Source organism: Streptomyces cavernicola, assembly GCF_029968035.1.
In the GTDB taxonomy this organism is placed as follows: Bacteria; Actinomycetota; Actinomycetes; order Streptomycetales; family Streptomycetaceae; genus Streptomyces; species Streptomyces cavernicola.
In genome coordinates, this window is record NZ_JASCIQ010000012.1 from 52731 (window position 1) to 65971 (window position 13241).

Consider the following 13241-nt stretch of genomic DNA (forward strand, 5'->3'; position numbering starts at 1 on the left):
CCCGCCCCCGCTTCTCTAGTGAAAGGTGCGGACCGGCGTGGCCGACCGTCTCATCGTCCGTGGCGCGCGCGAGCACAACCTGAAGAATGTCTCGCTCGACCTGCCGCGTGACTCGCTCATCGTCTTCACCGGTCTGTCCGGCTCCGGTAAGTCCTCGCTCGCCTTCGACACGATCTTCGCCGAGGGCCAGCGCCGGTACGTGGAGTCGCTCTCCTCGTACGCGCGCCAGTTCCTCGGCCAGATGGACAAGCCGGACGTCGACTTCATCGAGGGCCTCTCGCCGGCCGTCTCCATCGACCAGAAGTCGACCTCGCGGAACCCCCGCTCCACGGTCGGCACCATCACCGAGGTCTACGACTACCTGCGCCTGCTCTTCGCGCGCATCGGCAAGCCCCACTGTCCCGAGTGCGGCCGCCCCATCGCGCGCCAGTCGCCGCAGGCCATCGTCGACAAGGTCCTGGAACTGCCCGAGGGCAGCCGCTTCCAGGTGCTCTCGCCGCTCGTGCGTGAGCGCAAGGGCGAGTTCGTCGACCTCTTCGCGGACCTCCAGACCAAGGGCTACAGCCGCGCGCGGGTGGACGGGCAGACCATCCAGCTCGCCGAGCCGCCCAAGCTGAAGAAGCAGGAGAAGCACACCATCGAGGTGGTCGTCGACCGCCTCACCGTGAAGGACTCCGCCAAGCGCCGCCTCACCGACTCCGTCGAGACCGCCCTCGGCCTCTCCGGGGGCATGGTCGTCCTCGACTTCGTCGACCTCCCCGAGGACGACCCCGAGCGCGAGCGGATGTACTCCGAGCACCTCTACTGCGCGCACGACGACCTGTCCTTCGAGGAGCTCGAACCCCGCTCCTTCTCGTTCAACTCGCCCTTCGGCGCCTGCCCCGACTGCACCGGCATCGGCACGCGCATGGAGGTCGACCCCGAGCTGATCGTGCCCGACGAGGACAAGTCCCTCGACGAAGGCGCCATCCACCCCTGGTCGCACGGCCACACCAAGGAGTACTTCGGCCGCCTCACCGGAGCCCTCGCCGACGCCCTCAGCTTCAGTACGGACACCCCCTGGGCAGCGCTCCCGCAGCGCGCGAAGAAGGCCCTCCTCAACGGCCACAAGACCCAGATCGAGGTCCGCTACCGCAACAGGTACGGCAGGGAGCGCGTCTACACCACGCCCTTCGAAGGCGCCGTCCCGTTCGTGAAGCGGCGGCACAGCGAGGCCGAGGGCGACGCCAGCCGCGAGCGCTTCGAGGGCTACATGCGCGAGGTGCCCTGCCCCACCTGTGAAGGCACCCGCCTCAAGCCGATCGTCCTCGCGGTCACCGTGATGGGCAGGTCCATCGCCGAGGTCTCCGCCATGTCCATCGCGGACTGCGCGGACTTCCTGGCCGAGCTGAAGCTCAACGCGCGCGACAAGAAGATCGCCGAGCGCGTCCTCAAGGAGGTCAACGAACGCCTCCGCTTCCTTGTCGACGTCGGCCTCGACTACCTCTCCCTGAACCGGGCCGCGGGCACCCTCTCCGGCGGCGAGGCCCAGCGCATCCGCCTCGCCACGCAGATCGGCTCCGGCCTCGTCGGCGTGCTGTACGTCCTGGACGAGCCCTCGATCGGCCTGCACCAGCGCGACAACCACCGGCTCATCGAGACCCTGGTCCGCCTGCGCGACATGGGCAACACTCTGATCGTCGTCGAGCACGACGAGGACACCATCAAGGTCGCGGACTGGGTCGTCGACATCGGCCCCGGCGCCGGTGAGCACGGCGGCAAGGTCGTCCACAGCGGCCCCATGAAGGAGCTGCTCAAGAACGCCGAGTCGGTGACCGGCCAGTACCTCGCGGGAAAGAAGGCCATCCCGACGCCCGACATCCGCCGCCCCAGCGATCCGGCCCGCCGCCTCACCGTCCACGGCGCCCGGGAGAACAACCTGCGGGACATCGACGTGTCGTTCCCGCTCGGCGTCCTCACCGCCGTCACCGGAGTCTCCGGCTCCGGCAAGTCGACGCTGGTCAACGACATCCTCTACACGCACCTGGCACGCGAGCTGAACGGCGCCCGGAACGTCCCGGGCCGGCACACGCGCGTGGACGGCGACGACCTCGTCGACAAGGTGGTGCACGTAGACCAGTCGCCCATCGGCCGTACGCCGCGCTCCAACCCGGCGACGTACACCGGGGTCTTCGACCACGTCCGCAAGCTGTTCGCCGAGACCACCGAGGCGAAGGTCCGCGGGTACATGCCCGGACGCTTCTCGTTCAACGTCAAGGGCGGCCGCTGCGAGAACTGCTCCGGCGACGGCACGATCAAGATCGAGATGAACTTCCTGCCGGACGTGTACGTCCCGTGCGAGGTCTGCCACGGCGCTCGGTACAACCGCGAGACCCTGGAAGTCCACTACAAGGGCAAGTCCATCGCCGAGGTCCTGGACATGCCCATCGAGGAGGCGCTCGGCTTTTTCGAGGCCGTCCCGACCATCGCCCGCCACCTCAGGACGCTCAACGAAGTCGGCCTGGGATACGTGCGGTTGGGCCAGTCCGCGCCCACCCTCTCCGGTGGTGAGGCGCAGCGCGTCAAGCTCGCGAGCGAACTGCAGAAGCGCTCCACGGGCCGCACGGTGTACGTGCTGGACGAGCCCACCACCGGCCTGCACTTCGAGGACATCAGCAAGCTGATCAACGTCCTGTCCGGACTGGTCGACAAGGGCAACACGGTCATCGTCATCGAGCACAACCTCGACGTGATCAAGACCGCCGACTGGGTCGTGGACATGGGCCCCGAAGGCGGCAGCGGCGGTGGCCTCGTCATCGCCGAAGGCACCCCCGAGGAGGTGGCGGGCGTCCCGGCCAGCCACACCGGCAAGTTCCTGCGGGACATCCTCGGCGCCGACCGCATCAGTGACGCGACGGTGCCGCCGGCCCGGAAGCGCACCGCGAAGAAGGCCGTGAACAACACGGTGGCGGCGAAGGCACCCGCCAAGAAGACCGTCACCGCGAAGACCGGCACCGCCAAGGGCGCGGCGAAGAAGACGGCCAAGGAAGCCACCACCCCGGCCAAGAAGGCGGCACGCACGCGCAAGGCCTGACACGCGCAGCAGTGCACTGCACCACGCGCAGCAGTGCACTGCACGCACGGCACACCCGCGCGGCACCGCACCACCCCGCCGCCGGACGGGCTCGGCACACCACACGGAGCCGAGCCCGTCCGACGGGGCAGCGGCCTGAGCCACTGCTCTGCCCCGAGAGCTGCCGTACTGATCTGCACCGGTATCGTCGGTTCCGTAACCGACCCCCCTGACCAGTGGAGACTCCATGTCCGGCAAGGCCTCTGCCGCCCGTCGTACCGTCCTGAAAGGCGCTGCCCTGGCGGGAACGGCAGGCCTGGGCGTCGCGGCCTGCTCGACGGAGTCCAAGGTCGGGCACGCCAAGAACCCCACGCCCACCGCGCCCGTGGACCTCGGCGACGCGGAGGCTGTGCCGGTCGGCGGCGTGAAGCTCTACCGCGAGCAGCGCCTGCTGGTGACGCGCTCCGCCGACGGCGAGTACAAGGCGTTCAGCGCCCAGTGCACCCACGCCGGCTGCGTCCTCGACAAGATCGAGAAGGACGAGGGCAACTGCCCCTGCCACGGCAGCAGGTTCGACATCCGCACCGGCGAGGCGCTGAAGGGCCCGGCCACCGTGCCGCTGCCGAAGGTCCCGGTCAAGGCCGAGAACGGCAAGCTGATCGCGGGCCCCGAGGCCTGAGAGCCGCCCGCAGCGGAACGACCGCGAGCGAAGCGACGGAACCTCACCGTCCGCCCACCTCAAGGGAGTTGAGCGCTCAGCCGACGGCAAGCCGCCCGGATCCGCGTACGCGCGTCGGTCAGGACGGGCGGCTACCCACCATGAGCGATCAGTGGCGAGCCGTGACCTCGCGCTAGGCCCCGGTTGTCGGTCCCCGCCAGTAGGGTGAGAGTCATGGCTGACCCCTCCACCTACCGCCCCAAGCCGGGACAGATCCCCGACTCCCCGGGGGTCTACAAGTTCCGCGACGAGCACCGCCGGGTGATCTACGTCGGGAAGGCCAAGAGCCTGCGCCAACGGCTCGCCAACTACTTCCAGGACCTGGCGAGTCTGCACCCCCGCACCCGCTCCATGGTCACCACCGCGTCCTCCGTCGAGTGGACCGTCGTGACCACCGAGGTCGAGGCGCTGCAACTCGAGTACACCTGGATCAAGGAGTTCGACCCGCGGTTCAACGTCAAGTACCGCGACGACAAGAGCTACCCGTATCTGGCCGTCACCCTCAACGAGGAGTACCCGAGGGTCCAGGTCATGCGTGGCGCCAAGAAGAAGGGCGTGCGCTACTTCGGCCCGTACGGACACGCGTGGGCCATCCGCGAGACGGTCGACCTGATGCTGCGCGTCTTCCCGGTGCGCACCTGCTCGGCCGGAGTCTTCAAGAACGCCGCGCGGACCGGCCGCCCCTGCCTCCTCGGGTACATCGGCAAGTGCTCGGCACCCTGCGTGGGCCGCGTCACCCCCGAGGAACACCGCGAACTGGCCGAGGACTTCTGCGACTTCATGGCCGGGCGCACGGGCGCGTACCTCCGCCGCCTGGAGAAGGAGATGGCCGCCGCAGCCGAGGAGATGGAGTACGAGCGGGCGGCCCGCCTGCGCGACGACATCCAGGCGCTCAAGCGCGCCATGGAGAAGAGCGCCGTGGTCCTCGCGGACGACACCGACGCCGACCTCATCGCCCTCGCCGAGGACGAGCTGGAGGCGGCCGTGCAGATCTTCCACGTCCGTGGCGGCCGCGTCCGCGGCCAGCGCGGCTGGGTCACCGACAAGGTCGAGGCAGTCACCACAGGAGACCTGGTCGAGCACGCGGTGCAGCAGCTGTACGGCGAGGAGAGCGGTGACGCCGTGCCCAAGGAGGTCCTCGTCCCCGCCCTGCCCGACCCGGTCGCGCCCGTGCAGGCGTGGCTGGCCGAGCGCCGCGGCAGCAGCGTCGACCTGCGCGTGCCGCAGCGCGGCGACAAACGCGCCCTCATGGAGACGGTCCAGCGCAATGCCCAGCAGTCCCTCGTCCTGCACAAGACGAAGCGCGCCTCCGACCTCACGACCCGCTCCCGCGCCCTCGAGGAGATCGCCGAAGCCCTCGACCTGGACAGCGCCCCGCTGCGCATCGAGTGCTTCGACATCTCGCACCTCCAGGGGGACGATGTCGTCGCCTCCATGGTCGTCTTCGAGGACGGCCTGGCCCGCAAGAGCGAGTACCGCCGCTTCCAGATCAAGGGCCGAGTAGGCGACACCCAGGTCTGGCACGGCGAGGGCCAGGACGACGTTCGCTCCATGCACGAGGTGATCGCCCGCCGCTTCAAGCGGTACATCGCCGAGAAGGAGAAGACGGGGGAGTGGGCCGAGGAGACCTCCCCCGAGGACGCCCTCACGGAGGAGGACGGCCGCCCCAAGAGGTTCGCGTACCCGCCGCAGCTCGTCGTCGTGGACGGCGGAAAGCCGCAGGTCGCGGCGGCCAAGCGGGCCATGGACGAGCTGGGGATCGACGACGTCGCGGTGTGCGGCCTAGCCAAGCGCCTGGAGGAGGTCTGGCTGCCGGACGAGGAGGACCCGGTGGTCCTGCCCCGCTCCAGCGAGGGCCTCTACCTGCTGCAGCGCGTACGTGACGAGGCGCACCGCTTCGCGATCGCCTATCAGCGAAAGAAGCGGGCCAAGAGGTTCCGGGCCGGGCCGCTCGACGCGGTGCCGGGCCTGGGCGAGACGCGCAAACAGGCGCTCATCAAACACTTCGGTTCCGTGAAGAAACTGAGATCCGCCACAATTGAGCAGATCTGCGAGGTCCCCGGGATAGGCCGCAAGACGGCCGAGACGATCGCCGTGGCCCTCGCCGAGGCGGCCCCGCCCGCCCCGGCGGTGAACACGGCGACCGGAGAGATCATTGAAGAAGAGGCACCCGTGACGGCGGAGGCCGCAGAGGCACCCGCGGGCGCCGTGGAGAGACGGGGGCAGGACACATGACAGAGCGCGAAGAAGACGGAGCACAGGTGAGTACGGCAACGGGCGCCACCGAGCCCGGCGGCGCCGCGGAAGCGGCCATCCCCGAGCTGGTGATCATCTCCGGGATGTCCGGTGCGGGCCGCTCCACTGCGGCCAAGTGCCTGGAGGACCTCGGCTGGTTCGTGGTCGACAACCTGCCGCCCGCGCTGATCCCCACCATGGTGGAGCTCGGCGCACGCTCGCAGGGCAACGTGGCGCGCATCGCGGTCGTCGTGGACGTCCGCGGCCGCCGCTTCTTCGACAACCTCCGCCAGTCCCTCGCGGACCTGGAGGCCAAGAACGTCACCCGGCGGATCGTCTTCCTGGAGTCGTCCGACGACGCCCTGGTGCGCCGCTTCGAGTCGGTGCGCCGCCCGCACCCGCTCCAGGGCGACGGCCGCATCACCGACGGCATCGCCGCCGAGCGCGACCTGCTTCGCGAACTGCGCGGCGACGCCGACCTGGTGATCGACACCTCCAGCCTCAACGTCCACGAGCTGCGCGCCAAGATGGACGCCCAGTTCGCCGGCGACGAAGAGCCCGAACTCCGGGCCACCGTCATGTCGTTCGGGTACAAGTACGGCCTGCCGGTCGACGCCGACCTGGTGGTGGACTGCCGCTTCCTGCCCAACCCGCACTGGGTCCCGGAGCTGCGCCCGTACACTGGCCTGAACGAGGAGGTCTCGGGTTACGTCTTCAACCAGCCCGGCGCCAAGGAGTTCCTCGACCGGTACACGGAGCTGCTCCAGCTGATCGCGACGGGCTACCGCCGCGAGGGCAAGCGGTACGTCACCATCGCCGTGGGCTGTACGGGCGGCAAGCACCGCTCCGTCGCCATGTCGGAGAAGCTCGCCGCGCGCCTCGCCACCGAGGGCGTGGAGACCGTCGTCGTCCACCGGGACATGGGGCGCGAGTGACCTCCCAGCCCCGTCGGGCGAGCGCCCCGCCCCGTCGGGCCCGGCTCACCCGCCTCAGCCGCAGGCGCTCGGCCCAGCCCAAGGTCGTCGCGCTCGGCGGCGGCATGGGCCTGTCCGCCTCGCTCGCCGCGCTGCGCCGGATCACCGGCGACCTCACGGCCGTGGTCACCGTCGCCGACGACGGCGGCTCCAGCGGCCGGCTCCGCGACGAGCTGGGCGTGCTCCCGCCCGGCGACCTGCGCAAGGCCCTGGCCGCCCTGTGCGGGGACGACGACTGGGGCCAGACCTGGGCCCGCGTCATCCAGCACCGCTTCCAGTCCAAGGGCGAGCTGCACGAGCACGCGGTCGGCAACCTGCTGATCGTGGCCCTCTGGGAGCAGCTCGGCGACCACGTCCAGGCGCTCGACCTGGTCGGCAAGCTGCTCGGCGCGCACGGCCGGGTGCTGCCCATGTCCGCCGTGCCGCTCGAGCTGCAGGCGCTGGTCAAGGGGCACGACCCGGAGCGCGCGGAAGAGGTGGGCACGGTCCGGGGGCAGGCCAACGTGGCGCTGACCCGCGGCGAGGTGCAGTCTGTGCACCTCGTGCCGCACGACCCGCCCGCCGTGCCCGAGGCCGTGGCCGCGGTCCTCGACGCGGACTGGGTGGTGCTCGGCCCCGGTTCCTGGTTCTCCTCGGTGATCCCGCACCTGCTCGTACCCGAGCTGCTCCAGGCGCTCACCGAGACCAAGGCCCGCAAGGTCCTCTCGCTCAACCTCGCACCGCAGCCGGGAGAAACCGAAGGGTTCTCCCCGCAGCGTCATTTGGAGGTTTTGGGACGACACGCCCCTAAACTCGCCCTGGACGTGGTGCTGGCCGACGAGGCCGCCGTGCCCGATCGCGACAGCCTCACCGACGCCGCCAAGCGTCTGGGGGCGGCGGTCGAGCTGGCGCCGGTGGCCGAGGCCGCAGGTTCTCCGAAGCACGACCCGGAGCTGCTGGCCGCCGCGTACGACCGTATTTTTCGGATGCATGGAAGGATCGGCCCATGGCGATGACGGCAGCGGTGAAGGACGAGATCTCCCGGCTCCCCGTCACCCGGACCTGCTGCAGGAAGTCAGAGGTCTCGGCGATCCTTCGCTTCGCGGGAGGCCTCCACCTGGTCAGTGGCCGCATCGTGATCGAGGCGGAGCTGGACACCGCGATGGCGGCCCGGCGGCTCAAGAAGGACATCCTGGAGATCTTCGGGCACGGCTCGGAGCTCATGGTGATGGCCGCGGGCGGCCTGCGCCGCGGCTCCCGCTATGTCGTACGCGTGGTGGCCGGTGGTGATCAACTGGCGCGCCAGACCGGCCTGGTGGACGGTCGCGGCCGTCCCATCCGCGGCCTGCCCCCGCAGGTCGTCTCGGGTGCCACCTGTGACGCGGAGGCCGCGTGGCGCGGCGCGTTCCTGGCGCACGGTTCGCTGACCGAGCCGGGCCGCTCCTCCTCCCTCGAGGTGACCTGCCCGGGGCCCGAGGCTGCGCTCGCGCTCGTGGGTGCGGCCCGCCGTCTGTCGATCGCCGCGAAGGCCCGCGAGGTGCGCGGCGTGGACCGCGTGGTCGTCCGTGACGGTGACGCGATCGGCGCGCTGCTCACCCGGCTCGGCGCCCACGAGTCGGTGCTCGCCTGGGAGGAGCGGCGGATGCGCCGCGAGGTCCGGGCCACCGCCAACCGCCTGGCCAACTTCGACGATGCCAACCTGCGCCGCTCGGCGCGCGCCGCGGTCGCCGCGGGCGCCCGTGTGCAGCGCGCCCTGGAGATCCTGGGCGACGAGGTGCCGGAGCACCTCGCGGCGGCCGGCCGGCTGCGCATGGAGCACAAGCAGGCCTCTCTGGAGGAGCTGGGCGCGCTCGCGGACCCGCCGCTGACGAAGGACGCGGTCGCGGGCCGTATCCGCCGCCTCCTGGCGATGGCCGACAAGCGGGCTCAGGACCTCGGCATTCCGGGTACGGAGTCGAACCTGACCGAGGAGATGGCCGACAACCTGGTGGGCTGACCGCTTAGCCGTCGTCGAGGCGGCAGCCACAGCATCCGAAAGCCGTCGGTGTCCGGAGAGATCCGGACACCGACGGCTTTTCTGTGCTCATCCCGGTCTGAGCCTCCCGGCCGAGGCTTCGTCGACGCCGGTCGTCTCACGCCTTGAGCGTGATCCGGGTTCCCGGGCGGCGTTTTCTCGTGGCACCAAGTGTCACTCGATGTTGTCGAGGTCACTTTCCTGAGCGACCGTCAGAACCTCTCCGAAGGGTCTCGCGAAACCTGCGGAGGCTGCCTCCGGACAGGTCCCGGAATGATCCCCTCCGGAGCCTCGGGGGTGACTTGCGCAGGCCTCGCCCGGTCGTCACACGGTGTGACAGCGGAGGTGTCGGAGGCGGCTCCGGAGGGTACTCAAATGAGGCCGCTTGCGCCCGTCTGATGGGCCAAGCGCTTGCTTCCCCGTGCCGATGACTCTGAGTGACGAACGGAGGGCCGTATCTACAAACAGGGTGTGGGTCACCGCAACTCGTACGGACCGTCTCGATGTCACTCGAACGACTCAGGAGAGGTAGGGTCGAAGGCGGTCGGGGACATCCCATTCAGCTCGCCGGCGCACAGACCGGCGTACCAACGAGGAGATCGGTTCGTGACGATCCGCGTAGGCATCAATGGCTTCGGTCGCATCGGCCGCAACTACTTCCGGGCGCTCCTGGAGCAGGGCGCGGACATCGAGGTCGTTGCCGTCAACGACCTGGGTGATACCGCGACCACGGCCCACCTGCTGAAGTACGACACCATCCTTGGGCGCCTCAAGGCCGAGGTCACCCACACCGAAGACACCATCACCGTCGACGGGCACACCATCAAGGTGCTGTCCGAGCGCAACCCCGCCGACATCCCCTGGGGCAGCCTGGGCGTCGACATCGTCGTCGAGTCGACCGGCATCTTCACGAAGAAGGAAGACGCCGCGAAGCACATCGCCGGTGGCGCAAAGAAGGTCCTGATCTCGGCTCCGGCCAAGGACGAGGACATCACCATCGTGATGGGCGTCAACCAGGAGAAGTACGACCCCGCGCAGCACCACGTCATCTCCAACGCCTCCTGCACCACCAACTGTGTGGCGCCGATGGCCAAGGTTCTCGACGAGAACTTCGGCATCGTCAAGGGCCTGATGACGACCGTGCACGCGTACACCAACGACCAGCGCATCCTTGACTTCCCGCACAAGGACCTGCGCCGCGCCCGTGCCGCCGCGGAGAACATCATCCCGACGACCACCGGCGCCGCGAAGGCCACCGCTCTCGTCCTGCCGCAGCTGAAGGGCAAGCTGGACGGCATCGCCATGCGCGTCCCGGTTCCCACCGGCTCCGCCACGGACCTGGTCGTCGAGCTCTCCCGCGAGGCCACCAAGGACGAGGTCAACGCCGCGTTCAAGAAGGCCGCGGAAGGCGAGCTCAAGGGCTTCCTGTACTACACCGAGGACCCGATCGTGTCCTCGGACATCGTCAGCGACCCGGCTTCCTGCACCTTCGACTCCTCCATGACCATGGTCCAGGAGGGCAGGACGGTGAAGATCCTCGGCTGGTACGACAACGAGTGGGGTTACTCGAACCGTCTGGTCGACCTCACCACCTTCGTCGGCGGCCAGCTCTGACCCGGATTTGATTCGGACAGGCAATTCGATGTGAGCTACGGGGCTCGGGCAGCGCGATCTCGCGCCGCCCGAGCCCCGTAGCTTGTTGCTCGGAAGCTTTCAAGGAGTCCCTGAGAAATGAAGACGATCGACGAACTTCTCGCCGAAGGCATCGCCGGAAAGCGGGTATTCGTCCGCGCCGACCTGAACGTGCCGCTGGACGGCACCACCATCACCGACGACGGCCGCATCCGCGCGGTGGTCCCGACCGTGAAGGCGCTCGCCGACGCGGGCGCGCGGGTCCTCGTCGCCTCCCACCTGGGCCGTCCCAAGGGCGCTCCGGACCCGGCGTTCTCGCTGGCCCCGGCCGCCGCCCGGCTCGGTGAACTCCTCGGCGCCGATGTGCAGTTCGCCACCGACACCGTCGGCGACTCCGCCAAGTCCGTCGTCGCCGGCCTCGCCGACGGCCAGGTCGCCGTCATCGAGAACCTGCGCTTCAACGCCGGCGAGACCTCCAAGGACGACGCCGAGCGCGGCGCCTTCGCCGACCAGCTGGCCGGCCTCGCCGACCTGTACGTGGGCGACGGCTTCGGCGCCGTGCACCGCAAGCACGCCTCGGTCTACGACCTCCCGGCGCGACTGCCGCACGCCGTCGGCTACTTGATCGCCAAGGAGGTCAGCGTCCTCAAGAAGCTCACCGAGGACGTCAAGCGCCCGTACACCGTGGTCCTCGGCGGCGCCAAGGTCTCCGACAAGCTCGCCGTCATCGACGAGCTCCTCGGCAAGGCCGACCGCCTCCTCATCGGCGGCGGCATGGCGTACACCTTCCTCAAGGCCAAGGGGCACGAGGTCGGTATCTCCCTCCTTCAGGAGGACCAGATCCCGGCCGTCAAGGAGTACATGGAGCGCGCGGAGAAGAACGGCGTCGAGCTGGTCCTGCCCGTGGACGTCCTGGTCTCCACCGACTTCCCGGACCTGAAGACCAAGGCCCCGGCCGACTTCGACACCGTCGACGCCGACAAGATCCCCGCGGACAAGGAGGGCCTGGACATCGGCCCCAAGTCCCGTGAGCTGTTCGCCTCGAAGATCACCGACGCCGAGACGGTGTTCTGGAACGGCCCCGTCGGAGTCGCCGAGCACCCCGACTACGCTGGCGGCACGACGGCCATCGCGCAGGCCCTGCTCGACAGCAAGGGCTTCACGGTGGTCGGCGGTGGCGACTCCGCCGCCGCCGTCCGCAACCTGGGCTTCGACGAGTCGAAGTTCGGCCACATCTCGACCGGTGGCGGTGCCTCCCTCGAATACCTCGAGGGCAAGACCCTGCCCGGCCTCGCCGCACTGGAGGACTGACCCCGAATGAGCACGCGCACGCCCCTGATGGCGGGCAACTGGAAGATGAACCTCAACCACCTCGAGGCCATCGCCCACGTCCAGAAGCTCGCCTTCGCGCTCGCCGACAAGGACTACGAGGCCGTCGAGGTCGCGGTCCTGCCGCCGTTCACCGACCTGCGCTCCGTGCAGACCCTGGTGGACGGCGACAAGCTCAAGATCAAGTACGGCGCCCAGGACATCTCGGCGCAGGACTCCGGTGCGTACACCGGTGAGATCTCGGGCCCGATGCTGTCGAAGCTCAAGTGCACCTATGTCGCCATCGGTCACAGCGAGCGCCGCCAGTACCACCACGAGAACGAAGAGACCTGCAACGCCAAGGTGAAGGCCGCCTACAAGCACGGCCTGACCCCGATCCTCTGCGTCGGCGAGGGCCTGGACATCCGCAAGGCCGGCCAGCAGGTCCAGTACACGCTGAACCAGCTCGACGGCGCCCTCAAGGACCTTCCTGCTGAGCAGGCCGAGTCCATCGTGATCGCCTACGAGCCGGTGTGGGCCATCGGCACCGGTGAGGTCGCAACGCCCGAGGACGCCCAGGAGGTCTGCGGCGCGATCCGCGGCAGGCTCGCCGAGCTGTACTCGCAGGAGCTCGCCGACAAGGTGCGCATCCAGTACGGCGGTTCGGTCAAGTCCGGGAACGTGGCCGCGATCATGGCGCAGCCCGACGTCGACGGGGCGCTCATCGGCGGCGCCGCCCTTGACGCCGACGAGTTCGTCAAGATCGTCCGATTCCGCGACCAGTGAGCCGGAGAACCGACAAGCACTGAGTATGCGGTAGCGACGTAACGTCGTACCCTTGCGGGGTCCGAGGCTTGCTTTTCTGAGCTTTTCGCTCATTCACGCGAGACTCGGGCCCCGTCGTCGTACAGATACCGAGGAAGTTGGTCCAGCCGTGGTTATGGGGTTCTCGATCGCCCTGATCGTCTTCAGCGGACTGCTGATGCTTTTGGTGCTCATGCACAAGGGCAAGGGCGGTGGCCTCTCCGACATGTTCGGTGGCGGTATGCAGTCCTCCGTCGGCGGCTCCTCGGTCGCCGAGCGCAACCTCGACCGCATCACCGTCGTGGTCGGTCTGCTCTGGTTCGCGTGCATTGTCGTTCTTGGCCTGCTGATGAAGCTCGACAGCTGACGCTTTATCGTCCTACCGGTTGACGCAGTATTGCCATCCGCCTTTTATGGGCGGCTTATTATGGCCGTGCGTCTCCGGGGCGAGGGTGTAACTCCGAACACTGGACGCGCGTTGGGCCTTACGTAGACTGGGGCACCCGCGGCACGGCCGCCGGTGAG

At 69.1% G+C, this 13241-nt stretch carries 10 protein-coding genes; all 10 read left to right on the forward strand.

Annotated elements, in window-relative coordinates; genetic code table 11:
* Nucleotides 1-37: 37 nt before the first annotated feature.
* Nucleotides 38-3073 carry an excinuclease ABC subunit UvrA gene (uvrA, locus tag QIS96_RS13495; protein ID WP_282542773.1) on the forward strand — a complete coding sequence of 1012 codons (3036 nt, stop codon included), beginning with the start codon at nucleotides 38-40 and terminating at the stop codon, nucleotides 3071-3073.
* Between the two features lie 226 nt (nucleotides 3074-3299).
* The gene (locus QIS96_RS13500; protein ID WP_282542774.1) at nucleotides 3300-3731 is read left to right on the forward strand and encodes a Rieske (2Fe-2S) protein; all 432 of its coding nucleotides are present in this window, start codon (nucleotides 3300-3302) and stop codon (nucleotides 3729-3731) included.
* 213 nt (nucleotides 3732-3944) lie between these two features.
* Nucleotides 3945-6005, forward strand: a complete 2061-nt coding sequence (uvrC, locus tag QIS96_RS13505) for an excinuclease ABC subunit UvrC (RefSeq protein ID WP_282542775.1) — start codon at nucleotides 3945-3947, stop codon at nucleotides 6003-6005.
* Complete coding sequence (gene rapZ / locus QIS96_RS13510) at nucleotides 6002-6940, forward strand: RNase adapter RapZ (RefSeq protein ID WP_282542776.1); 939 nt, start codon at nucleotides 6002-6004, stop codon at nucleotides 6938-6940. Before uvrC ends, rapZ begins: the two co-directional genes overlap by 4 nt.
* Nucleotides 6937-7974 (forward strand): gluconeogenesis factor YvcK family protein, encoded by a 1038-nt coding sequence (locus QIS96_RS13515; protein ID WP_282542777.1) that lies wholly within the window; start codon nucleotides 6937-6939, stop codon nucleotides 7972-7974. Before rapZ ends, QIS96_RS13515 begins: the two co-directional genes overlap by 4 nt.
* Nucleotides 7965-8954 carry a DNA-binding protein WhiA gene (gene whiA / locus QIS96_RS13520; RefSeq protein ID WP_282513679.1) on the forward strand — a complete coding sequence of 330 codons (990 nt, stop codon included), beginning with the start codon at nucleotides 7965-7967 and terminating at the stop codon, nucleotides 8952-8954. The genes QIS96_RS13515 and whiA overlap by 10 nt, the downstream gene beginning before the upstream one ends.
* Nucleotides 8955-9578: 624 nt before the next feature.
* Complete coding sequence (gene gap, locus QIS96_RS13525; RefSeq protein ID WP_282542778.1) at nucleotides 9579-10586, forward strand: type I glyceraldehyde-3-phosphate dehydrogenase; 1008 nt, start codon at nucleotides 9579-9581, stop codon at nucleotides 10584-10586.
* Between the two features lie 117 nt (nucleotides 10587-10703).
* Nucleotides 10704-11915 (forward strand): phosphoglycerate kinase, encoded by a 1212-nt coding sequence (locus QIS96_RS13530; RefSeq protein ID WP_282542779.1) that lies wholly within the window; start codon nucleotides 10704-10706, stop codon nucleotides 11913-11915.
* A 6-nt stretch (nucleotides 11916-11921) separates the two neighbouring features.
* On the forward strand, nucleotides 11922-12698 hold the full coding sequence (tpiA, locus tag QIS96_RS13535; RefSeq protein WP_282542780.1) for a triose-phosphate isomerase: 777 nt from the start codon (nucleotides 11922-11924) through the stop codon (nucleotides 12696-12698).
* A 154-nt stretch (nucleotides 12699-12852) separates the two neighbouring features.
* Nucleotides 12853-13083: a preprotein translocase subunit SecG gene (secG, locus tag QIS96_RS13540; RefSeq protein ID WP_282542781.1), complete on the forward strand. Its 231-nt coding sequence runs from the start codon at nucleotides 12853-12855 to the stop codon at nucleotides 13081-13083.
* Nucleotides 13084-13241 lie beyond the last annotated feature (158 nt).

Coding starts and splice junctions, on each gene's coding strand:
- uvrC (WP_282542775.1), top strand. CDS start 3,945: ATGGCTGACCCCTCCACCTACCGCCCCAAGCCGGGACAGATCCCCGAC.
- tpiA (WP_282542780.1), top strand. CDS start 11,922: ATGAGCACGCGCACGCCCCTGATGGCGGGCAACTGGAAGATGAACCTC.
- QIS96_RS13500 (WP_282542774.1), top strand. CDS start 3,300: ATGTCCGGCAAGGCCTCTGCCGCCCGTCGTACCGTCCTGAAAGGCGCT.
- secG (WP_282542781.1), top strand. CDS start 12,853: ATGGGGTTCTCGATCGCCCTGATCGTCTTCAGCGGACTGCTGATGCTT.
- QIS96_RS13530 (WP_282542779.1), top strand. CDS start 10,704: ATGAAGACGATCGACGAACTTCTCGCCGAAGGCATCGCCGGAAAGCGG.
- rapZ (WP_282542776.1), top strand. CDS start 6,002: ATGACAGAGCGCGAAGAAGACGGAGCACAGGTGAGTACGGCAACGGGC.
- whiA (WP_282513679.1), top strand. CDS start 7,965: ATGGCGATGACGGCAGCGGTGAAGGACGAGATCTCCCGGCTCCCCGTC.